This window comes from Stieleria mannarensis (assembly GCF_014154935.1).
Taxonomy (GTDB): Bacteria; Planctomycetota; Planctomycetia; order Pirellulales; family Pirellulaceae; genus Stieleria; species Stieleria mannarensis.
This window is the reverse complement of record NZ_JACEHH010000021.1, coordinates 46,332-68,318: the sequence shown is the minus strand read 5'-3', so window position 1 is coordinate 68,318 and position 21,987 is coordinate 46,332. Positions and strand designations below refer to the sequence as shown.

17 protein-coding genes are annotated in these 21,987 nt (G+C 59.9%); 11 read left to right on the top strand and 6 right to left on the bottom strand.

The window, feature by feature from the left end; translation table 11 throughout:
- The first annotated feature begins 128 nt into the window (after window positions 1–128).
- The 6 genes from H1B37_RS15545 (at window position 129) to H1B37_RS15520 (ending at window position 10,981) form a co-directional block, all read left to right on the top strand.
- Entirely contained in the window at window positions 129–872 is a 744-nt protein-coding gene (locus H1B37_RS15545) for a hypothetical protein (RefSeq protein WP_182867582.1), read from the top strand.
- Window positions 869–2,206 (top strand): HTTM domain-containing protein, encoded by a 1,338-nt coding sequence (locus tag H1B37_RS15540; protein WP_182867581.1) that lies wholly within the window; start codon window positions 869–871, stop codon window positions 2,204–2,206. Before H1B37_RS15545 ends, H1B37_RS15540 begins: the two co-directional genes overlap by 4 nt.
- Before the next feature lie 438 nt (window positions 2,207–2,644).
- The gene (locus H1B37_RS15535) at window positions 2,645–3,418 is read left to right on the top strand and encodes a hypothetical protein (RefSeq protein WP_182867580.1); all 774 of its coding nucleotides are present in this window, start codon (window positions 2,645–2,647) and stop codon (window positions 3,416–3,418) included.
- Between the two features lie 23 nt (window positions 3,419–3,441).
- Window positions 3,442–5,004 (top strand): sulfatase family protein, encoded by a 1,563-nt coding sequence (locus H1B37_RS15530; protein WP_182867579.1) that lies wholly within the window; start codon window positions 3,442–3,444, stop codon window positions 5,002–5,004.
- Window positions 5,005–5,330: 326 nt separating this feature from the next.
- On the top strand, window positions 5,331–10,628 hold the full coding sequence (gene proA, locus H1B37_RS15525) for an anti-phage protein ProA (protein WP_182867578.1): 5,298 nt from the start codon (window positions 5,331–5,333) through the stop codon (window positions 10,626–10,628).
- 206 nt (window positions 10,629–10,834) lie between these two features.
- Complete coding sequence (locus tag H1B37_RS15520; protein WP_182867577.1) at window positions 10,835–10,981, top strand: hypothetical protein; 147 nt, start codon at window positions 10,835–10,837, stop codon at window positions 10,979–10,981.
- Window positions 10,982–11,892: 911 nt separating this feature from the next.
- Here H1B37_RS15520 and H1B37_RS15515 read toward each other — a convergent pair.
- The 4 genes from H1B37_RS15515 to H1B37_RS15500 form a co-directional block, all read right to left on the bottom strand.
- Complete coding sequence (locus H1B37_RS15515) at window positions 11,893–12,195, bottom strand: hypothetical protein (RefSeq protein ID WP_182867576.1); 303 nt, start codon at window positions 12,193–12,195, stop codon at window positions 11,893–11,895.
- 33 nt (window positions 12,196–12,228) lie between these two features.
- Window positions 12,229–12,723, bottom strand: coding sequence for a 6-pyruvoyl trahydropterin synthase family protein (locus tag H1B37_RS15510; protein WP_182867575.1), 495 nt, complete (start codon window positions 12,721–12,723; stop codon window positions 12,229–12,231).
- A gap of 179 nt (window positions 12,724–12,902) precedes the next feature.
- Complete coding sequence (locus H1B37_RS15505; RefSeq protein WP_182867574.1) at window positions 12,903–13,778, bottom strand: triphosphoribosyl-dephospho-CoA synthase; 876 nt, start codon at window positions 13,776–13,778, stop codon at window positions 12,903–12,905.
- Window positions 13,775–14,686, bottom strand: coding sequence for an alpha/beta fold hydrolase (locus H1B37_RS15500; RefSeq protein ID WP_182867573.1), 912 nt, complete (start codon window positions 14,684–14,686; stop codon window positions 13,775–13,777). The genes H1B37_RS15505 and H1B37_RS15500 overlap by 4 nt, the downstream gene beginning before the upstream one ends.
- 89 nt (window positions 14,687–14,775) lie before the next feature.
- Here H1B37_RS15500 and H1B37_RS15495 point away from each other — a divergent pair, with 89 nt between their 5' ends.
- Window positions 14,776–15,483 carry a hypothetical protein gene (locus tag H1B37_RS15495; RefSeq protein ID WP_182867572.1) on the top strand — a complete coding sequence of 236 codons (708 nt, stop codon included), beginning with the start codon at window positions 14,776–14,778 and terminating at the stop codon, window positions 15,481–15,483.
- Between the two features lie 17 nt (window positions 15,484–15,500).
- Here the strand turns inward: H1B37_RS15495 and H1B37_RS15490 are convergent, their stop codons facing one another.
- Complete coding sequence (locus H1B37_RS15490; RefSeq protein WP_182867571.1) at window positions 15,501–16,061, bottom strand: Uma2 family endonuclease; 561 nt, start codon at window positions 16,059–16,061, stop codon at window positions 15,501–15,503.
- 270 nt (window positions 16,062–16,331) lie between these two features.
- Here H1B37_RS15490 and H1B37_RS15485 point away from each other — a divergent pair, with 270 nt between their 5' ends.
- Both H1B37_RS15485 and H1B37_RS15480 read left to right on the top strand, forming a co-directional pair.
- Window positions 16,332–17,420 carry an AAA family ATPase gene (locus H1B37_RS15485; protein WP_182867570.1) on the top strand — a complete coding sequence of 363 codons (1,089 nt, stop codon included), beginning with the start codon at window positions 16,332–16,334 and terminating at the stop codon, window positions 17,418–17,420.
- Window positions 17,417–18,745, top strand: coding sequence for a DUF2201 family putative metallopeptidase (locus tag H1B37_RS15480; protein WP_182867569.1), 1,329 nt, complete (start codon window positions 17,417–17,419; stop codon window positions 18,743–18,745). The genes H1B37_RS15485 and H1B37_RS15480 overlap by 4 nt, the downstream gene beginning before the upstream one ends.
- 179 nt (window positions 18,746–18,924) lie before the next feature.
- Here H1B37_RS15480 and H1B37_RS15475 read toward each other — a convergent pair whose 3' ends face one another.
- On the bottom strand, window positions 18,925–19,371 hold the full coding sequence (locus tag H1B37_RS15475; protein ID WP_286177792.1) for a hypothetical protein: 447 nt from the start codon (window positions 19,369–19,371) through the stop codon (window positions 18,925–18,927).
- A 395-nt stretch (window positions 19,372–19,766) separates the two neighbouring features.
- Between H1B37_RS15475 and H1B37_RS15470 the strand changes: the two genes are divergently transcribed.
- Window positions 19,767–20,558, top strand: a complete 792-nt coding sequence (locus tag H1B37_RS15470; RefSeq protein WP_182867568.1) for an LpoB-related protein — start codon at window positions 19,767–19,769, stop codon at window positions 20,556–20,558.
- On the top strand, window positions 20,555–21,949 hold the full coding sequence (locus H1B37_RS15465) for a COG3014 family protein (RefSeq protein WP_353620850.1): 1,395 nt from the start codon (window positions 20,555–20,557) through the stop codon (window positions 21,947–21,949). Before H1B37_RS15470 ends, H1B37_RS15465 begins: the two co-directional genes overlap by 4 nt.
- The last annotated feature ends 38 nt before the right edge of the window (window positions 21,950–21,987 follow it).

Genomic DNA, 21,987 nt, shown 5'->3' with positions numbered 1-21,987 from the left:
GCCTCCCTACACATCGACCGCGGCGTGGTTAATCTGTAAGTTGCTTTCCCCAGTTTTTGTGGTCCGAATGTCCACGCGACGCAGCGCGACCGGCCGCACTCCAACGAGACGATTCACCGGGATTTGAAATGCCTGACGATGACGGCGATCTAGACGGCTCGACCGAACCTTCATCGATCCAACGCTCCCCGCGGCGATGGAAGCTCATCGCCAGCGCGCTGCTGTTGTTCCATCTGTCGGCCGTCGCATTGCCGCCGCTGGCGTTTCAGACCTTCAGCTTGGATGGCCCCTCGCCGCTGGTCGGCACCCTGATCCGACCCTTCGCCGGGTACGGCCAGTTCTTTCATATGGATCGCGGCTATGCGTTCTTTGCCCCCGACCCCGGTCCGAGTCATCTGATTCAAGCCGCGTCGACCAACGCCGACGGCACGCTGAGCGAGCGGATGTACCCGGATCGAAACGATCAGTGGCCGCGGTTGTTGTACCATCGACATTTCATGCTGGCCGAGTTCCTGAACGATTCCTATTGGCCGCCCGGACCGCCCGATGAGATGTTCCAGTCGGATCGCCCGGCCGCCGAGCTTTGGCAACAGCGACGTGGACGCTACGAATACATCCGCCAATCGATGGTCGATCACCTGAAACATGTCAATGAGCACCGTGAAGTCGCGATCCGGCGCATCGAACACGGATTGCCGGGGCTGCAGGAATTTACGGAAGAACCGATCGCGCTGGACGACCCTCGGCTGTACAACGTGTTGCTCGACCAACCGATCTTCAGCGACGAAATCGCTCCCGCGCCGGTGGAGACCGAAGTGATCCCGGCACCGGAAGTCAGTGACGAAGCCGACAACGCGGAGCCCGGGTCATGAGTGGCGCCTCGACACCGGCAAGTTCAAGTGGGGAATCATTCAGCGAAGCGCTGTCCCGATGGGCCGAGGCGTGGGACCGGTTTTGGTTCACGCCCACGCGCCCCCACACGCTGTGCGTGATTCGCATCCTGACCGGAGCGATGTTGCTGTATTGCCACCTCGTGCTCGCCAGCGACCTGCTCGCCTTCGTCGGCCCCGACGCGTGGATGAGCAACGACATGGCGCGTCAATTACACGACGGGGCATTCGGCGTCAGCGATTGGGCGCGCAGCTACCTGTGGTATCTGGAGAGTCCCACCGCGATCTGGCTGCACCACGGTTTCACGATCGCCGTGACCGCGATGTACATGATCGGGCTGGGGACCCGGGTCACCATCCCGCTGGCGTTGTTCCTGCAACTGATGTACTTGCACCGATTGACAGGTGCCTTGTTCGGGCTCGACCAGATCGTCACCTACACGACGCTGTACCTGGCGCTGACCCCGTGTGGCAGTCGGTTTTCCATCGATGCCTGGATCCGACCACGGTTGATCGAAAAATGCGAAACCTCCGCGTTCTGGCGATTCATGCTTCCCGATGATTCGCCCAGCGTCGCAGCCAACGTGGGCACACGCTTGCTGCAATTGCACCTCTGCGTGATCTATCTGTTCGGCGGGTTGTCCAAAGCCCGCGGGGAAACCTGGTGGAACGGAACGGCCGTCTGGTACGCCGTGTCCAACTATGAATACCAGTCGTTGGACATGACCTGGATGGCGCGCTACCCCGCGATCATCTCCGCGCTTTCCAACGCGACGTTGTTTTGGGAAGTCTTTTACTGTGCGTTGATCTGGCCGCGGGTGACACGCCCGTTCGTCTTGGCGGTCGCGTTTGGCGTTCATGCGTCCATCGCCGCGTTCCTGGGCATGATCACGTTCGGAACGATGATGATCATCGCCAACGGGATCTTTCTGTCGCCGCGGTTGTTCCAAAGCAAAGAGCAACGCCAGCTGGACGACGAAGCGGCGGCGCTGATCGAACACGACGACGCCGATGTCGATGTCGACGCGGCCGAAGCCGAAGCGGCCGAGCAGGAACAGGCCGAGCGGGAGCTGAACGAGCAGCTGCAAAACCCCGACCTGTCGGCCAGCGAACGGGCACGGCTAAGGGAAAAACGGGACAAGATCCGTGCCGCCGCCGCCCGTGTCAAACGTCGCTATCGGGCGCTCAAAAAACGCGAGGAAAAGTACGAAGCCCGCGTCAAAAAACTGCGTGAGCGGGAAGCGAAAATCAAGACGATCGTGCAAAAACGCCGCGACCGAAAAAACAAAGGCGACGGGGATTCGACGATCGAGTGATTCACCACGGAGCGGAATCACGGCGCGGAGTAGCCCCAGTTGGACGTAGCTACGCTCGCCAGAGCGTGGAAAACCCAGAGCGTGGAAAACCCAGGAGAGCCGCCTTTTGGCGAGGATAGCTACGTTCGTCCGGCAAAAAGACGAAGTTTGATCTGCAAAGTGGTGCGGTCTAATGAGTCAACCAAGGACCGTGTCACTGCCCAAAAGCAACGCTTATTCCCCGCCAGTCGGGTAGAATGGTTGGACCGCAGCGTCACGTTGATGTAGCGACGCTCGCCAGAGCGTGGCAGACGCACGTTGACGTAGTGGAAAAACGCCGCAGAACCACCTTCTGGCAAAGGTAGCTACGTTTGTACGGTGATCACGACGTTGCGTCCTTGAGGTGGCATCATTCAGACTCTCTCTTGTTCCTTTTAAGCCCCGAAACGAGTCGCATCCATGGCCGATCCGGCCCCCTCTGACTTCACCGACCCGGCGTTTCTGGCCGCCCGCGAGGCCGCGATGCGGGCTGCGCCGGCGCCGCCGGACGCCCCGCCCTGGCGTCCGCCGTCCTTTGCCGACGCGCTTCGGGTCAGCGAGAAGATCACGTCCGATTACCGCGAACTTCATCGGCCCGATTCCATGGATGTCAAACCCAGCGAAGTCTGTGCGGCGCTCGAGCGGTCCGGCGTCAAGAACTGGATGCTGATGGGGCTGCACGGGTACGTCGGCTACATGAGCGACCCGCGAGCGACCCAGGACGTCGACGTGCTGGTGCCCTACAGCCAAAAAAAGAAAGCCGTCAAAGCGCTGCTGGGACGCTGGCCGACCCTGGTGGTCAGCGAAATGGACTTCGTGGTCCGCTTCAAAGACCCCGGCGACTTGGACGACGCCGGCCGACCCAAAGCCGTGATCGACCTGATGCTGCCTTGGGGAAAACTGCACGAGCAGATTCTGAAGGAGCACCTGTTCGACGAACCTAGTTCCGGTCATCGGATTCCAACCTTGGAAGCTGCCTTGGCGTGCAAATATGCGGCGATGGTGTCGCCGTACCGTCAGTTCGAACGCAAAACCCAAGACTCGGCTGACTTTCGAAAAATGGTCAAGTATCGCGGTGATGGAATTGATCGTCAGTTGCTTGAGCAGCTCGGAAACCTGGTCTGGGAAAATGGCGGCCAAGAGATTCTGTCGTTCGTTGATCTGGCAATGACAGACAAACAATTCCCTCTCTAACTCCCATCGAATTTGGATTCTTCATGCGTCTCGTTGTTCTCATCCTTTCAGCTTGCTGGTTTGGTTCGCTCAATCTCGCTCGATGCGACTCCCCCGCCCGCCCGAACATCCTGCTGGCGATCGCGGATGATTGGTCGTATGGACACGCCAGTGCCTATGGATGCCCCTGGGTCCAGACGCCCAGTTTTGATCGCGTCGCCCGCGAAGGGCTGTTGTTTCAAAACGCCTACACGCCCAACGCCAAGTGCGCCCCGTCGCGGGCCATCATCCTGACCGGCCGCTATTCCTGGCAACTCGAACAAGCCGGCAACCACATGTGCTACTTTCCGGCCAAATTCGGTGGCTATGTCGAACGTCTGGCCGCGGACGGTTATTTCGCCGGGTTCACCGGAAAAGGCTGGGGACCGGGGATCGCCAATGACGCCGACGGAAACCGACGCGCGATCACCGGAAAAGCGTATTCGAAAAAGAAGGCCAAGCCGCCGACCTCAAAGATCTCAAACAATGACTACGCCGCGAACTTCGAAGCCTTTCTGAAGGACGTCCCCGATGGGACGCCTTGGGTGTTTTGGTACGGGACCACCGAACCGCACCGCGCGTACGAATATGGCTCGGGGGTGCGGATGGGCAAAAAGACGTCCGACATCGACCACGTCCCCGGATACTGGCCCGACAACGAAACCGTCCGCAACGACATGCTGGACTATGCCGTCGAAGTGGAACACTACGACCAGCATCTCGGTCGCATCCTCGATGCCTTGCAAGCCGCCGGCCAATCGGACAACACCCTGATCGTCGCCACCAGCGATCACGGCATGCCGTTTCCCCGTGCCAAGGGCCAAGCCTATGACGAATCGAATCATATCCCGATGGCGATTCGTTGGCCCGCCGGGATCAAATCGCCCGGACGCGTCGTCGATGACTTCGTCGATTTCGCCGGACTGGCGCCGACGTTCTTGAAGGCCGCGGGGATCACAAAGCCCGGACCGATCATGCAGCCGACCAGCGGGCGTGACCTGTTTGATGTGTTTGGAGCCGACGGTCCGATCACCGACCGCGATCACGTGTTGGTCGGCAAAGAACGCCACGACATCGGTCGCCCCAACCGCGGCGGATACCCGATCCGCGGCATCCGCAAAGGCGACTTGTTGTATCTGCACAACTATGCCACCGATCGATGGCCCGGCGGCAACCCGGAAACGGGCTATCTGAATTGCGACGGCGGGGCCACGAAAACGGAAGTGCTGCAAATGCGCCGCGGCGGTGTCGCGACCACGTTTTGGAAACTGTGTTTCGGCAAACGGCCGGCCGAAGAGCTTTACAACGTCGCCGAGGATCCCGACTGCATCAACAACCTGGCGACCAGCCCGGCGCTGGCAAGCCAACTTGCCGAACTGCGCCAACAGATGGAAGTCGAACTCAAGTCGCAAGGCGATCCGCGGATGTTCGGCAACGGGGACATCTTTGACCGCTACGAGTACACGTCACCGGCAACCGCAGGATTCTACGAACGCTACATGTCCGGTGAAAAGCTGCCCGCCGGCTGGGTCAATCCAGGCGATTTCGAACCGGAACCGCTGGACTAGCGCCGAGCATCGCTTGATATGTGGGTTCGTGTCGTAGCGGAAGCCGCCAAGGCTTTCGGCCCCGTGCGGCGTCGCCGCGCCAGTGCGAAACTCTTGGCGAGTTCCGCTACCCTGTGGTCCTTTTACCCTCCCCTCAAGTCCTCCCGTTCGCCCCGCCCCGCCGCGTAGTCTCCTTAATCCGCAAAACCCGACCCGGCGGAGAAAACGCATCGGATCCTCGTTGCCGGATCCTCGTCCGCACGATGCCAAAGCGTAGAATTCGGCTGCGGTAAATCGACTTTCTACCGCGAATCAATTGATTCTGGACCCTCGCACGGGCGTTTTCGATGACTCCTTCTTCGACCGACCCAGCGTCTTCGCTGGATGTCAGTGATGACGATTTACCCCACACAGGCGGCGCTGCGTCGATCGAATTCGAACTGTCCAGTAGCGTCAATTTTGCCAGCTACCAAAACTCGATCCCGGTTCTGCGTCGACTTTGCGTGCGTAACCCTTCCCAGGATCCACTGACCGACCTGCGGTTGGAATTAACGTCCGAGCCCGGTTTCATCACGCCGAAAACTTGGGTCATCGACCGCATCGATCCCGATTCAACGATCACGATCGATGACAACGACGTTCATTTGGATGCCGGCTATCTGGACCGGCTAAACGAAGCCCAACGTGGCGACGTTCGATTCATCTTGCGCGATTCGGGCGCGATCCTCTGCCGGCGTGAAGCGGACCTGCGCGTGCTCTCGCGCGACGAGTGGGGCGGCGTGTCGTCGATGGGCGAACTGCTGTCGGCGTTCGTGATGCCCAACGATCCGGCGATCGCGGACGTGTTGAAGCAGGCCGGTGAAATCCTGGCCGGGCACGGGCTTTCGCCTTCGATGGACGGCTACCAAAGTCGCGACCCCAAACGGGCCCACCTGCTGGCCTCGGCGATCTGGTCGGCCGTGGTGGCGAAACAGTTGACCTACGCCAACCCGCCCAAAAGCTTTGAATCACGCGGGCAAAAGACGCGTTCCCCGTCGACGATCTTGCGTGACGGACTGGCAACCTGCTTGGACAGTTCGTTGCTGTTCGCGTCGGCGCTCGAGGCCGTCGGGCTTCACCCGGTCATCGTGATGAAACACGAACACTGTTTCGTCGGCGTCTGGCTGGTCGAAACCTGCTTCGGCCAGTTGATCGAACGCGATTGTTGTGAAGTTCGCAAGGCGGTCGCTGCTGGGGAGTTGATCGTGTTTGAATCCACACTCGTCACCCGTCGACCGGCCGGATCCTTTGACGATGCGATTCAGTCCGCGGCGCAACAGATCGCCGAGGCCGAAGAAGACCGCTTCGTTGCCGCGATCGATGTCCAGCGGGCACGCATGGTCAGAATCAAACCGCTGCCCTCGGTCGGCGAGCAGCCCGAGGACGCCGTTGACTCAGCCGACACCCCTTCCGCCCCACCACTTTCGCTGCCACCCTCCGGCCCATTACCGATCGAGGAGTCGGCGGAGCCCAAACCGACGACACCGGAAGGACGCATCGACCGTTGGCATCGCAAGCTGTTGGACCTGACGCTGCGAAACCGGTTGTTGAACTTTAAAGCGACCAAACAGACGATCCCGTTCCTGTGCCCCGAAGTCTCCAAGCTCGAAGACCGACTCTCAAGCGGCAAACGGTTGAAACTGGTCTCGTTGCCCGACGCCAACGTCGCCGCCGGACGCGACGTCGCCCACCACCAGAAAACCAAGTTGGAAGATTTGGAAATCGAGTACGCCAAAGCCGCCTTGGAACGCAACGAAGTCTGCGCGACGATCGGCGGCGAGGAATTGGCCAAGCGTTTGGTTACCCTTTACCGCAGTTCCCGCAACGACTTGGTCGAAGGCGGTTCGAACACGTTGTATCTGGCCGTCGGTTTTCTGCGCTGGAAGGAGCGGCCGAGTGACTCGCGGTCCTTTCGTGCTCCCTTGCTGCTCGTCCCGGCCAAACTGTTGCGCAAGAACGCCAACTCGGCCTACCGGTTGGCGCATCACGAAGACGATGTGCGGTTCAACGCGACGTTGATCCAGAAACTGAAACGCGATTTCGATTGTGACCTGTCGCGATTCGAATCCCAGTTGCCGATGGACAACAACGGTGTCGATGTCCCTCGCGTCTTGGACATGGTGCGTCGTGAAATCCGTGAGCTGCCGGGATTTGAAGTGGTCGACGAATCGGCATTGGCATCGTTTTCCTTCGCCAAATACTTGATGTGGAAGGATCTGGTCGACCGTAGCGACCAATTGGAACAGAACCGCGTTGTCCGTCACTTGGTCCGCAATCCGGAAACCGCGTTCCAGAGCGCGGTGGAGACGTCGATTCCCGACCAAACGGAAATGGACCGGCGGTTTGATCCGATCGATTTGATTCACCCGCTCGATGCCGATTCGTCACAGTTGGCTGCCGTGATGGCCGCTGCCGAAGGCCACGATTTTGTGTTGATCGGTCCACCGGGGACGGGCAAAAGTCAAACGATCGCCAACATGATCGCCCAGTGTTTGGCGGGCGGCAAAACGGTCCTGTTCGTTGCCGAAAAAACGGCCGCTTTGGACGTTGTCCAGCGGCGACTGGAACAAAACGGGCTGGGCGATTTCTGCGTGGAACTGCACAGCAACAAAGCTGAACGAAAACGATTCCTGCGCCAGCTTGACCAGGCGTGGCAAAGCGGCGGGCGCAAAGGCCGCACGCATTGGAAAAAGATCAGCGAAGAACTGAAATTGTCGCGCGATCAATTGAACGCCTACGTCCGCTCGCTGCATCGACAAGCGTCCAACGGTTGGACGGCCTATCAGGCGATCGGAGTTTCGGTGGCGGGCAAGTCCATTGAAACGCCGAGACTGTCTTGGCCCGACCATGACCAACATGACCGACACACGTATCAATTGATGGAGCGGTTGGCCGATGAAATTGCGTTGAACTTTGGCGCCGTCGCGGACATGGAGCCGCTCAATGCGGTCACCAGGACGCAGTGGTCGATGCAATGGGAACAGGAGCTGCTCGAGCATTGCGAAAAACTGTGCACCGCCATCGATGCCTTCCGGCCCGAACTGGCCCGGTTCTGTGACGCGTTGGGGCTGCAGATGCCAGGCGATTGTATTGATGCGTCGTCATCGCAGCTGCGGAACCTGCACCGGCTCGCCATCGAATTAGCAGCGACCGCCGACGACGATTATCAAACCGTGTTTGATGACCAATTGGCCGAGCTGCCGGGTCACTTGAAGGATCTGGACGACGCGATCAACGCGTTCGATTCCGCCGCCGCACAGTGCGCGGTGACCTTTGATGATGACGACCTGAAACGGATTCCCGTCGATCAGTTGCAGCGGGACTGGAACGCCGCACTGGAATCCTATTGGCCGCTGTCGTACCTGCGCAAACGTGCCGTCACAAAGTCGCTGCAGCGCGATGCTCGGCTGGGCGTCGCCGATCCGCCGAATGATTTCGAGCCGATTCGAACGATGCAACGCGAGTTGGCCAAGATCGATCGGAACCCACTGGCCAGCCGCGACCACCTATGGCAGCACCGGCACACCGCAACTGCATCGGTCGGCCAGCACCTTGAACGTTGCCGCGATCTAATGAAGCTGGTCCGCCGGGTCGCTCGGCCTGATCGCAATTCAGCGTCGCAATTCGATTCGCTTCGTCAGGTCCTGAAACCATTCTTACAACACCGATCGTCGGATGATCCGTTGTTTGAGACGGCCAAGCAGTTTTCACGCAGCTACGAATCGCTCGACACGGCGGCGGGCCATTTCGAACACCTGGCCGGCAGTCGGGCGTGCCTTGCGAAATCGGCAACTTGCTTAGCCGACTCGGTCGCCATGGCGCGGCGGATCGAAGCCAATCGCACCAAGCTGCAACGTTGGACGGCGTGGCAATCGGTCCGCAGCCGGGCTTGCGACGTCGGTTTAACCCCCATCATCATGGCGACGGAATTGGGCGAAGTTCCTTACCAAGACGTACCGGATCGTTTTCGATTGGCCTATGTCCGCTGGTGGCTGCCGCGGGTGATCGACTCCGACGACGTGCTCCGCGATTTTCAGCGGTTCCAGCACGAGAACACGATCGACAGCTTTGTCGATCTGGATGCCAAAGCCAGACAGGCGGCGGCCAGTCGGGTGCGCAAATCGGTGGCCCATCGATTACCCGAACAAAGCGAGGTGCCACGAAAGTCAGAACTGGGACTGCTGCGTCACCAGATCGGATTGAAACGTCCCAGCAAGTCGATTCGTGAACTCGTTTCGATGATGCCCGAGCACTTTGCCTCGTTGGCGCCGTGTCTGTTGATGTCGCCGCTTTCGATCGCCCAGTATTTGCCGGCCGATCAGCCGCCCTTTGACGTCGTGATCTTTGACGAAGCGTCGCAGATCACGACCTGGGATGCCATCGGCGCGATCGCCCGCGGACGGCAAACGATCATCGTCGGCGACCCGAATCAGTTGCCGCCGACGAACTTCTTCGGCAAATCCAACGACGACGAAGACGACGAGCAGCTGGAGGATTACGAACGCGACTTGGAAAGCATACTGGATGAAGCGAAAGCGTCCGGGTTGCCGACGTTGCAATTGAATTGGCACTACCGCAGCCGCCACGAATCGTTGATCGCGTTCTCCAATCATCACTACTACGACAACCAACTGGTCACGTTTCCTTCGCCCGAAACGACCGACAGTGCCGTTTCGATGCGTCACCTGCCGCATTCGCAATACGACCGCGGCAAGACACGGACCAACAAAATCGAAGCCGAAGCGATCGTTGCCGAATCGGTCGCGCGGATGAAACAGTGGCTTGAGTTGCCCGAACAGGATCGCAAGACGCTGGGCGTCGTCACGTTCAACAGTCAGCAACAAACGTTGATCCAGGATCTGTTCGACCAGGCACAGCGCGACGATCCGACGCTGGAATGGTTCTTCAGCGACGATCGAATCGAACCGACGGTGGTCAAGAATCTGGAAAACGTGCAGGGCGACGAGCGGGACTTGATGCTGTTTTCGATCACCTTCGGCCCAGGCAAATCGGGAAAAGTGCCGTTGACGTTTGGAGCACTCAATCGTGACGGCGGAGAGCGACGGTTGAATGTCGCCGTGACCCGGGCCCGCGAAGAGTTGATCGTGTTTTCGTCCTTCACCGCCGATCAATTGCCGGCGGAGAATTCCAAGTCACGCGGGGTTCGGGATCTGAAAGCGTTCTTGGCCTTCGCGGAAAAGGGGACAACAGAATTCGAACGCATCGAGGCATCATCGGTCCCATCGAGTCCTTTGTCGCAAGACACGGCCGGCAGTCTTCCGTCGCTGGAGTCCGCGATCGCCGATCGGCTGCGCAGCCGTGGCTGGGATGTGACGCGGCAAGTCGGCGTGTCCGGGTTTCGCATCGCGTTGGCCGTCCGTGACCCCAGCGATCCGAACACGTACTTGGCGGGGATCGAGTGCGACGGCGCAAACTATCGCAATTCCGCCACCGCGCGAGACCGCGACAAGACACGCCAATGGGTGCTCGAGAACCTGGGCTGGAACATCCTCCGCGTCTGGTCACGCGACTGGTGGTACGACCCCGAGGGTGCGATCGAACGATTGGATGAAGAGCTGCGAGACTTGCTCGCTGAGCGGCAATGAAATGCGTGTCAGGGCGAGCGTGGTGAACAACGCGCCGCCAGGGCCGCACGCAAGTTCTCTCAATGCCTCCCGCACTCAGATGGGATCAGCCGTTTGGCGTCAGGCTTCGGGTGAGACCAGTCATCGGGCATTCCATCATTCTGCCCCGTATCATTCTGCCAACTCTCGCCGGCAGGTGTGGGGAGGTAGGAAAATTTCCCCATCGAATGGGCGAGCGGACGGGAATCGACCGCGCCGCACGGTCGCGGTTGGGAAATTACGAAGACGCCAATCCCACCTTGGCAACCTTGGAACGCTATGCCGAAGCCGTCGGAAAACAGATGACCGTCCTGCTGTCGGACCCGGTCAACTGAATCACTCGGCCTTGTGTCCACCGTAGAGTATCGAACGGGAGACGAGTCCGGAGAAATAACACTTGTACTCGGCAGGCGGCCTTATGTATCAACTTCGAAGGGGTTCGAAATACAGAGCGTCCGGAGTTCTCCTGCACCGTTTCTTGAGTCGCTCAAATCGTTCCCTGAGCTGTCGTATCCGATTATGGCGTTCGGTTGCTTCAATCTGTTGTCGTTGAATTCGTAGCAACCGCTCCACATCTGTCTTCTCAATTCGAAGTGGAAAATACAGCTCATAAGGAAGCAACCCTCGCAATTCCAGTGGATCGGCTGCCGGATCCAGCCTTGCGTAAGCGGGGAAAGAACAGCTTAGGCAAAAGACAAAGGCGAGGACAAGACGCATGGAGATTGCTCCGCTAAGGCTTTGGAATCGTCTTGGTTCAACGAAAATGGAATTTGTAGTCCGACGAGTTGAACTGTGTGTCGGCGGCGTGCTTTGGACTACGGTTTTACGGGGGCCATTGTCCTGCCACGCCTTCGTCCATAAGACTTTGTACAACGACCAGGGAAGGACGTCGTACAACAAGTCCGCTGTCCCCTTTCATTAAACCATAGTGACGCTGGACTTGCCCAACGGGCATGCACACCCGCAACCCCAGGAAAAAATAACGTCCCCCATTCCCCCAGCGTCCGGGCGGCGGCTTTGCCGCCGCCCGGACGCTGGGGGAGTCTGTTCCGTGGATCGGGGACCTGGGGATACGCCCGGATTCGCTGTGGCTCATCCGGGCTCTCCCCAGGCTACGGGTGTGTATCGCCTTTGGCGAACCGAGCACTCACTGTAGCCCGGACGAAACGCAATTCAGTCGGACCACCAATACCCCACGACCAATGAGAGAGAATCAGGTGCCAAACACGGTTTCGGACATCACCGGTCAATACTGTGCGAGCGTTGGGGTGATCAAGCAAACAAGAAAAAACTGTGTCACACAGGAGACGACGGCAGCGGCCCGCAACAGGTGGCGTGCCGCTCCGGGTGGCGTTTTCCACGCCTCCTGCAAGAGTGTGACGAAGTACGTGTTCGCTGCCAGCCACACAAACTGAAACGCCAGAAAGATGGAAATCTGAAGTCTGGGAGGGATGAGAAGGTGATCACTGGCCCGCAGATTGACGAATCCGATACTGAAGAACGCGAAGGCAAACATGACAGTTAACAAGAACAGCATCTTGATTGTCATTGTGATTCTCGCGGCTTGCGTCCCGAATCGGTGTTACTCCCACGGCAACCGACACACGCCCCATTGGCCTTGGTTTTCATCCACGGCGACCTCGATCCAGTCAAGCGCGTCGCCAAATTGTGGTTTCGTTTTCGCCCGCACCCGCTCGGCGATCACCCGCGCGATCTCTTCGGCCGTGGTGTTGACCACCGGCAAGATCACGCAGTCCTCATTCGGGAACACCCAGCGGCGGTCACGGAACTTGGCGGTCGTCTCGTGGTCATCGCTGCGGATTTTAATCTCGGCGTGATCCCGCGGCAAAATCACATGGTGGTCGAGCGTCTGGGTCTGCTCCAACACCGCGTCACGCAGCGCGATGAAGTCCACCACGTAGCGGTTCTCGTCCAACGGGCCTTCCACCGAGGCACGGACGCCGTAGTTGTGGCCGTGGATGCGTTCGCAGATGTCGCCGGCAAAGGTGATGAAGTGCGCCGCTGAAAACACGAACTGCTCCTTGCTGACGTCGACTCGGAAGGTGGGCTGAGGCATGGGAGTTGGGAGTTGGGAGTTGGGAGTTGGGAGTTGGGAGTTGGGAGTTGGGAGTGTCGCCGTGTTCTCCGAACTCGGCGCCCACAAAGCGAAGCTTTGCCATGCGCCGACCTCGGAGAGGACGGCGACTTTCCAGCCAAATCGAAAACGATGCTGCAGCGGACCACTAGCGACTTCCGCTACACCGCTTCGCGCAACAACACGTAGACCGCTGCGGCGATCAGGTCGGCGGTGGTGCCGGGATTGATCCGAGAGGATTGTCCCCGCAGATCAAGTGTACCGGTTCGCAAGTAGCGATCGAAGGCCTCGCATTGCTCCCCGTCGCGGTGATCAAACCGGGCCCGGCGCTGGACCTCGCGGGCCACCTCACCGCCGAATTTTCGCGCGATCAAGGTATCGGGGTCCGCCGCAAGCAACCGCAGGTGGGCCAGCGCCAGTCCGCTCATCCAGTCGCCTTCATCGAGCAGACTTTGGTGGACCAGCGGCACGACGTGATGAAAGAAATCCGCGAAGGCGTCCGCGTAGTTCTTTGCGATCCGATCGCGTGACGCGGCATGCCGCATCGCCGCCAAAAAATCTTCCGGCGGCGGGCCACTCAAATCCATCTCATCAGACTGCCCCATCCCACCCGGTGCGGCGACATTGATCGCGGCGTACAAGCGATCCGAATCCTCGGCCGTCAGCGTGTCCAGGCACGTGCCCACACGCTCGCGCCACTGGGCACGGTTCAGCGGCAATTCACCATCGGCGGCGTCGGTCTGAACCAGCGGACCCAGCAACAGCAAGATCCCCAAGTTGACATTCGTTCCGAGTCGCTCGGCCGTCTTGCTGCACGCCTCCAGCACGCCGTGGCTGAACGATGCCGGGCGGGGATCAAACGCCGCCGCGGCCAATTCCGCCGCGGTGATGAAGTCCAGGTAGGCCAGGTCCTCAAAATCGCGTCCCGGAGACACGTTACCGGCCTTGGGCGCGGTCGCTTCCAGGACGCATGCCCAGCGGATCGCGTCGGCCGGGCAAGTGCAGGCCCGGCGGAGGGCTTCCAAGCCGCCGGTCATCGGATCCTGTCCTTCAAGAATTGCCCGATCGCATCGAGCGTTTCGGCGGGTGCGTCTTCGATGACATAGTGTCCCGCGTCGTCGATTTCGACGCTGGTTGCCGACGGCCAGACGGATTGAAATCGTCGTAAGCATTCGGGGCGGAAACACCAGTCTTTCATCCCCCAGACCAACAGCGAGGACAGATCGGCCAACGACGGCAAGGCGTTCTCCAGGTCGACCAACGTTTGATAGGTCGGCGCCGCTTTGGAAAACGGGATGTCGCGAACGAAGGCATCGATCGCCACTCGGTTGGTCCAACTGTCGTAGGGCTTCAGCAGATTCTCGGCGACCGCCGGACGCATCCGATTGCGGCTCATCGCCATCGTGATCGCGGCTCGGGCGAACAGGTTCACGCCGCGGACGCCGAGCGTGCCCAAGACGGGAATCCGGCACGCAGCGATCCGCCAGGGGACATACGGCGGCGGAAAGGCGGCGGTGTTGAGCAGCATGATGCCTCGAAACCGCGGCTTGCAGCGGACCACGGCCCCCAACCCGATCGCACCGCCCCAGTCGTGCGCCAGCAGCACGACATCGGACAGGTCCAAGTGTTCGATCAACGCGACCAGATTGGATTGGTGATTGGCCAGGGTGTACGCGAACTCACTTTGGCTCGGTTTGTCGCTGTGGCCGCAACCGATATGGTCGACCGCGATCACCCGATGGTCCGCGCCGAATCGCTGGGCCACGCCTCGGTAATAGTAGCTCCAGGTCGGGTTTCCGTGCACGCACAGGATCGTCGGTCGCGGCGCCTCGGTCACGTCCGACTGGCCAGCCGCCGTCGGTCCGACGTCACGGTAGGCCATCGCATGCCCCCCGACCTCGAAACGCTTCACCGGGGCATCAAATTGATCTGATAGTTCGCTCATCGGCGTAGTGTCGCCGTTTTTGACCCCGCTTGGAAGTCGGCGGACGGCCGTCGTGTGCAACAGCGAGTGGATTTCGTAGGATACCGCGGATGAAATTGCCACCGCCCTCAATTCGAAAACTGTTTCGCGAAGACTTTTCCGGTCAGTCGCCGATTGTCGTCGACCGCGCCAAGTTGTTGCAAGAGTCGAAGCACTGGCAGACGCTGGTCGGCCAGATCGACGGGGTGCACGTCACCCAGCATCCCGGTGACAAGGATTCACGCTCGCGGACGCTTTGCCGGTTCACGATCCCGGAACCGAACATGGCCGGACAATACTGGCGCAGCGACGAACTGCGGTTGGAATATGACAGCGAGAGTCGATTGACGATCCATTCGTATCGATTCCGCGAGAGCCAGCACAGCGCGCCGGTCAGCGACATCGACGAAATCAAGACCTTCGTCCGGCATGTGCTGGAACGCTATGCCCGTCGCGAGGCCGGTGCGAAGAAACGCGAAAAGGTCCGCGAGTTCAAATCCAAGGCGATCATCGCCCAGGTCAAGAAGTTGGCCAAGGAGGAGAAGTTTGACTTTGCGACCAGCGGCGACACCGTCAAATTAAAACTGTTCGTCAAATTGTCGAAACAAGACTTGATGGAAATCAGCGTGCCCTTCAAGCAGTTCGAAAAGATGTTGCCCAAGCTGCGGGTGACCATCCAATCCTTGCGCGAACTGTACGCCGAAGGGTTGCGTTTCAAAATCATGCCGGTCGGACGGTTGCCCTGGGATGTGACCTGGATCGAGCACGAGACGCTGTGAAGGCGCAGTGGCCAGGCTCAGTCGCCTTCGAACAGTTCGCGGACGTCCAGCATCGCGTCGGGAGCGGCGAGGGCAGAAATCTGATCGCCGCAATGGGCCACGTTCAGGTCGCTGTAACGCCCACCGACGGGATGTCGGTACACATGAATGCAGGACGACTTCGCGTCGACAATCCAATACTCCAATATCTCGGCTTCTGCGTACAGTTGGGCTTTTAATTGCAGATCGTATTGGAGACTGCTGTCAGAAACCTCGATCGCGAGGTGGACGTTGGACGCCGACGGATGGCGATCACGGTAACGTTTCTTGTCGATCCACAGCAAATCCGGCTCGGGGCGACTTTCCAACGCATTGAGACCGAGGCCCGTCTGAGACGTCACCAGCATCGGCTTTTCTGCGAGGACGCCGCTGGACCAATGGGTCAAAAATGTAATCAGGTCGTCATGCAATGGTCCCGCAGGGTTCATTTCGTACAATTTGCCTCGGATGAGTTCGATTTTCCGATTCAAATGATCGAACGCACCACGATCGACCATCGTGTCGAATTCATCAACGGTGACATGCAGCGCCGTGGTCATCTTGCGTCGTGCCCAGTCGGGATGGTTCTTCGTTGGAAGGGATTTTTCCTACCGGTTGATGCGGCGATCGGCTGATCGTCGCACAATGCCAAAGGGCCTGCGACAAACGTTGCCCCGAAGCGTACAGTATAGCCCACTAAACCAGACGTTACGGAGTTTGACGTGGCAACGCTCGCCAGAGCGTGGGAAACGTACCCGACCCACCTTCTGGCGAGGGTAGCTAGGTTTGCCCGATAGCCCGCATTTGTTCATCCCGATGGAGATCTCCCCTTGGCCGTTCGTGTCGACGCTCGTGAATTGATTCAGCTTTTGGAACTGACGCCCGCCGAGCAGAACGTGATGCTGGTGGGGCGTCATGGGATCGGAAAATCGCAGATCATCGCCGATCACTTTCGCGGCCGTGGGATGACCGTCGTGCCGTTCTTTTTGGGCCAGATGAGCGACCCGGGGGATCTGATCGGGTTGCTTCACAAGGACGAACACACCGGCCGCAGCGAGTTTTTGCCGCCGTTCTGGTGGCCGCACGATGGCCAGCCGATCGCGCTGTTCCTGGATGAACTCAATCGGGCGCGGCCCGAGATTTTGCAGTCGGTCATGGAATTGGCCCTCAACAAAACTCTCGCCGGCAAGAAGCTGCCCGCCGGCAGCGTGATCGTCTCGGCCGTCAACGAGGGCGACGAGTACCAGCTGACCGACCTGGACCCGGCGTTGGTTTCGCGCTTCAACCTGTACGAGTTTGCCCCGACGGTCGAAGACTGGTTGTTGTGGGCCGAACGCGAGAACGTCGATTCGCGGATCACCCGCTTCATTCAAAAACAGCCTCCATTCTTAGACGGACACGGGATCGGCAATGAAGCCGACGAGCCGCTTTCGGGGCTGGCCAAGACGCCCGATCGACGTGGCTGGGCGCGGGTGTCAAAACTGATCGAACCGATCGAGCGTCTGGAGGGAATGCACATCAAACTGGTCGCCGGCATCGTCGGTTCGGCCGCCGCCAACGCGTTTCGTCGCAGCCTGGCCACGCCGCTGCCCGTTTCCCCCGCCGACGTTCTGTTGGAGCTAAGTAAACACCGCAAGACGCTCGGCAAGATGCCGCTGGGCGAGCTGTTGTTACTCAACGAACAGGTCTTGGTTTGGATCAGCAGTGGGAAATGCCCGGCCGACCGCGAGGAAAAGGCTCGCAAGGGCTTATTGGGCTATCTAAATCTGCTGCGCAAGCGAAAGCTGGATGAAGCGGTCGCCCATCTGGTTTCGATGTTGGGCAAACCCAAGTTTGAATCCGTGATGGAATTCATCTCCGAGTCGATCGAATTGACCGAGTTGTTGACCGGTTACATGGAAGGGATCCGCATCGAATGAGTCGATCGTTTGCCAAGTCGACGTCGCGCGAGCGGATCACTCAGGTGGTCGAAGGCTGGTTTTTGACCGAACCGTTGCTGTTCGCCGCCTGGACGATGCACGATGTTGTCGAGCATGTTGGTATCGCGACGATTCGTGTGGGGCATGGCAGGATCGAATTCAATCCCGACTTCATCCGTTCCCTGCGCCGCGACCAGTTGCGGTCGGTGTTGGGGTTTGAAGCGATGCGTATTCTGCTGGGACATCCCTACGGCAGGCAGCAGCCCAGGGCCGAGTTGTCCTACCAGGCCAGCAATCTGAGCGTCCAAGAGTGTCTGCGGACCAAGCTGCCGATTCCGCGGGCCCGAGAGGTGTTTGGCGACGAGCGTTATGATGACCAGTACTTCGAGTTCTATTACCGGGAACTCGCCGAGCGGGCCAACGAAGATGAACCGGCGGAAGAAGAGTCGCCCGACGACGAGCCTGAGCAATCTCCCTGCGATGCAGCCCCCGAGTCCGGTGACGACCAACAGCAATCGCAGCCCCCCGAGGATCAAACGCCAGACGAATCGCGAGACGACGATTCACAAGTCGACCAGCCGATCCCGCAACAGAGCGCCGCAAGCACGCTGGAATCTTACAGCGACCCCGATCAGGTCGGCATGGAAAACACGGGACAGTGGGACAACGATGACCTTCAACGCGACGAGATCAACGCCGCGGTGCGCGAAGCCGCCGAGACCGATGGCTGGGGCACGGTCGGCGGGGCGGCCAAAGAGCAGTTGCTTGCGACGCTGCATCCCAAGTTGGACTATCGCGGTGTGCTGCGAAACTTTCGTCAAAGCGTGCTGTCGGTCCGCCGCCGGCTGACGCGGATGAAACCGAGTCGCCGCTACGGTTTCGCCCAAATGGGCAGCCGCTATGACTTCACGACCAAGTTGTTGTTTGCCGTCGACGTCTCCGGATCGATGGGGCACCGCGATCTACGGCTGGGCTTTTCCGTGATCAGCCACTTCTTTCGTTACGGCGTCGAATCGATCGACGTGATTTGGTTCGACGAGGACATTCGCGGTGAACCGGTCACGCTACGTCGGGCCCGCAGTTCCGTTGAAGTCACCGGTCGCGGCGGAACGAATTTCGCGCCGGTGATGGAGTTTATCGACCAGAACCGCGACTACGACGGGTTGGTCGTTTTCACCGACGGTTATGCGCCGGTGCCGAGCAAGCCGAAAAACACCCGCACGCGGATTTTGTGGCTGTTTAAAGACGAAGCGACGTATCGGCAAATGAACCAGGCGCTGCGTCCGCTGGGGCGCTCGGCGTTTTTAAAGGAGTCGGCTCGGTAAGCGGCCACGGCTTGGTGCATCATGAATCGCCGTTCAGTCGTAGCTACCTTCGCCAGAAGGTGGAGTCTCGGTGGCTTTCCACGCTCTGGCGAGCGTAGCTACGTCAAAAAGACGCCGGGCTGCTAGCCGTTGAAGAAAGTTGCCGCGACCGTCCGGAAGGGCCGTCGTCCTCAGGGCGATCAGACGTTTTCGAAGTCGTCGAAATCGTCCAGGTCGACGTCCTCATCGTCTTCGTCGTCTTTACCGGTGCTCAAACCGAACTCGTCGCTGATTTCGTCGTCGATTTCGATTTCGTAGTCGTCGTTGAGTTCTTCTTCGAAATCGTCATCGAAGTCATCGTCGAAGTCGTCTTCGTCGATGTCATCAAAGTCATCCAGATCGTCGTCTTCGTCCAGCCCGTCATTGAAGCCATCGTCCACATCGTCGCCGCCGGCATCTTCGTCGTCGTCGAAGCCATCATCGTCGTCGTCGTCGTCATCCAAGTCGTCATCGTCGTCCGACGCGATCGGGCTGGCGGTCCATTTGGTCACCGATGAGGCGAGGGGACGAAGCTCATCCGCGGTGGGGGAATTCGCGTTCTCGATTTCGGGATTGGCGACCGGTGGAACGGCGAGAGCGACACTCATAGATGAAACCGGAATTGCGATGAATTGGGGAGGGGGGAGCAAACTTCTGTCGGTGGATTCTCGGTCCGACAGGCCACGCGAATGACGGAAAGCGTGGGTATCTGGGGATGCTGGGCGGTTAAACGGTTCTCCCGACAGCAAATTAACGACCGCAACAGGTCAACCGGCCGGCGGCGCGGTGCCGATAGTGACGGTACGCCGCCGGCGTGATCGATCGCAGCTGCGTTTTCAGGCAGCGGATCTATCTGGCCGGACGGACGCACATTTTGATAGGTCCACACTATCGGGCAAGTCGCCTCCGGCGAATTTTCTTCGCCCTAACGGCAATTCTGGCCCCCCAGCGCGGGGTTTCGAACTTCGTCGGGACCGAATCCAACCCCAGAAATCCAATCAGCATGCAACAGACAACCCCAATGCGGCTGGCCGCAACGGCGGCCTCCGCGGTCGTGATCGCCGCCATTCTGACCGCAACCTCGGGATGTGCCGGCCGACAATATGGCCATCTGCTCGCCAACGACGACAAAGATCTGGTCGGCAGCCACGCCGCCGGTGCCGCGACGTGGAACCCGCTGGTCGAAGAATCAGTCGCAAAACTGCTGTCCCGCTGCCCCCCGACCGTCCAGCCGGTCACGTTTGCCGCACATTCGGGACAGCCCGTCCAGGGATTGAACGGACCGGAGTTGTCGACTGCCGATGGATTGCCGGTCGATCCGGCGGTCGTCCATCAAACGCTCACCGACGCTCCGGCCAACGTCTGCTTCGTCGGGATCGAAAATAAGAGTGCCGAGGAGCTGGGGGATTTCAAAGAACAGCTTTACGAGCAGATCGACTCGCAAATCAATTCCAACGGCGATTTCCGAGGCATCAGCCGGCGGATGGTCCAAACCGCACTTCGCGAAACCCGTCTGCGTCCGGACGCCTTGTTCCTGCCGGCCAACCGCGAGGCGTTCGCGGCCGTGTTGGGCAAAGCCGGTACGCCCGTCGACTACCTGCTGTTTGCCAACATCACCACCGGGACGACCGATCGCAACAAGACCAGCCAACGCGACTACACGCTGACCCTGGAAATGGTCAACGTGCACACAGGCGATTTCCTGAAGGAGTCGGCCAAGATCCGCAAGGGGTACTCCAAGTCGCGTGCCGGCAAGTGGTGGAATTATGGCATTTTCGATCAGGCCGACGGGTGAGCAAGTTGCATCGCGACTCCGCTCCTTCCAGCACGGATCTGATTCGATCGACACGCCGGTTGGCGGCGGTGTTGATGATTGCCGTTGCCGTTGTTTCCGGCTGTCGGTCCAACAAGGTTTCGATCGTCCAGGCCCGCGACGCCTACGCGTGGGGCGATCTCCGATCGGCCGACACGGCGCTTCGTGAACTTGCCGAAGGGCGGAAACAGACACGGCGTTCTAGCGAACTCGACTTGGCGATGGTCGAACTGGCCCAGGGCAACCTTGCCGCTGCGGAGTCGCGGATGCGGGCCCTCCGCGATCACTTCGACACGCTGCCGCAGAGCGTTTCGATCGGCGACGCCGCCTCGCTGGCGGTCGACGATCGCGTGCGGCCGTTCCAATTGGCCGGCTACGAACAAGTCCTGTTGCGCTCGATGCTGGCACTCTGTTCCCTGGCCGGTGATGCCACCGACGCGGAGGCGTATTGCTTGCAAGCCCAAGCTCGCCAAGCGGAATTGGATCGCATCGCGTCGGAGGAAGACACGGAGGAGGACTCTGCGACGTCGGTTCAACAAGTCGCGCTGGCCCCCTACTTGAGCGGCGCACTGCGAGAAGCCACGCACCAGAATTACGACGACGCCGAGCGAGCGTTTCGGCTGGTCAGCAATATCCAACCGGAATTCGCACCGGCGGCCGAGGACATCGCACGGGCCAACCGAGGCGCCCACAGCGCCGCCGGGCACGGCGTCGTGTACGTCTTTGCTCTGGTCGGACACGGGCCGAGGCTGGTGGAAACCCTCGCGCCGACGACCACCACGTCGCTGCAAATCGCATCAACCTTGCTGCGGACGTTGCACAATCACGAGCAAGACGAGGACGACGAACCGGTGCTGCCCAATGTGGTCAGCGTCAAAGTCCCGCAAGTCGAGGTTCCGCCCAGTGACGTTGCGGCGATCGGAGTTTCGTTCGGCGGCGAACTGCTTGGGGCGACGCAGACGATCACGGACGTTGGGCAGTTGGCGACGGAAAAGGTCCAGGCCGAGATGCCATGGACGATCGCCCGCGCGGTCGTCCGCCGCGTGCTCAAGGAAACCAGTGTCGTCGCCACCGCCCATTCACTCGGTCTGTCCGGTGACGCCGCCGCCGCGTTCACCTTCGCTGCCATGAACGCCTGGAGCGCGACCGAAAAGGCCGACACCCGATGCTGGGGATTGCTGCCACGCGAAATCCAGGTGCTGCGTGCCGAACTGCCGGTCGGCCCCCAGCAGATTCAGTTGTCCCCGCTGGCCTTTACCGGCCAACCGCTCAGCGATCCCCAGATCCGCAACGTTGTCATCGAAGACGGACGCAATCACTACATCGTCGTGATCGCCCCCGAGCAAATTCTGTCGGTGTTGCCGCCACGCTAGCAGTCCATGTCAGCTTGGTTTCCTGGTCGTGGACGAGG

Bases quoted from the DNA above. Each gene is read 5' to 3' on its own strand.
- H1B37_RS15510 (WP_182867575.1), bottom strand. From the start codon at position 12,723: ATGCCTCAGCCCACCTTCCGAGTCGACGTCAGCAAGGAGCAGTTCGTG.
- proA (WP_182867578.1), top strand. From the start codon at position 5,331: ATGACTCCTTCTTCGACCGACCCAGCGTCTTCGCTGGATGTCAGTGAT.
- H1B37_RS15470 (WP_182867568.1), top strand. From the start codon at position 19,767: ATGCAACAGACAACCCCAATGCGGCTGGCCGCAACGGCGGCCTCCGCG.
- H1B37_RS15545 (WP_182867582.1), top strand. From the start codon at position 129: ATGCCTGACGATGACGGCGATCTAGACGGCTCGACCGAACCTTCATCG.
- H1B37_RS15540 (WP_182867581.1), top strand. From the start codon at position 869: ATGAGTGGCGCCTCGACACCGGCAAGTTCAAGTGGGGAATCATTCAGC.
- H1B37_RS15490 (WP_182867571.1), bottom strand. From the start codon at position 16,061: ATGACCACGGCGCTGCATGTCACCGTTGATGAATTCGACACGATGGTC.
- H1B37_RS15530 (WP_182867579.1), top strand. From the start codon at position 3,442: ATGCGTCTCGTTGTTCTCATCCTTTCAGCTTGCTGGTTTGGTTCGCTC.
- H1B37_RS15475 (WP_286177792.1), bottom strand. From the start codon at position 19,371: ATGAGTGTCGCTCTCGCCGTTCCACCGGTCGCCAATCCCGAAATCGAG.
- H1B37_RS15495 (WP_182867572.1), top strand. From the start codon at position 14,776: ATGAAATTGCCACCGCCCTCAATTCGAAAACTGTTTCGCGAAGACTTT.
- H1B37_RS15535 (WP_182867580.1), top strand. From the start codon at position 2,645: ATGGCCGATCCGGCCCCCTCTGACTTCACCGACCCGGCGTTTCTGGCC.
- H1B37_RS15480 (WP_182867569.1), top strand. From the start codon at position 17,417: ATGAGTCGATCGTTTGCCAAGTCGACGTCGCGCGAGCGGATCACTCAG.
- H1B37_RS15515 (WP_182867576.1), bottom strand. From the start codon at position 12,195: ATGACAATCAAGATGCTGTTCTTGTTAACTGTCATGTTTGCCTTCGCG.
- H1B37_RS15505 (WP_182867574.1), bottom strand. From the start codon at position 13,778: ATGACCGGCGGCTTGGAAGCCCTCCGCCGGGCCTGCACTTGCCCGGCC.
- H1B37_RS15520 (WP_182867577.1), top strand. From the start codon at position 10,835: ATGGGCGAGCGGACGGGAATCGACCGCGCCGCACGGTCGCGGTTGGGA.
- H1B37_RS15500 (WP_182867573.1), bottom strand. From the start codon at position 14,686: ATGAGCGAACTATCAGATCAATTTGATGCCCCGGTGAAGCGTTTCGAG.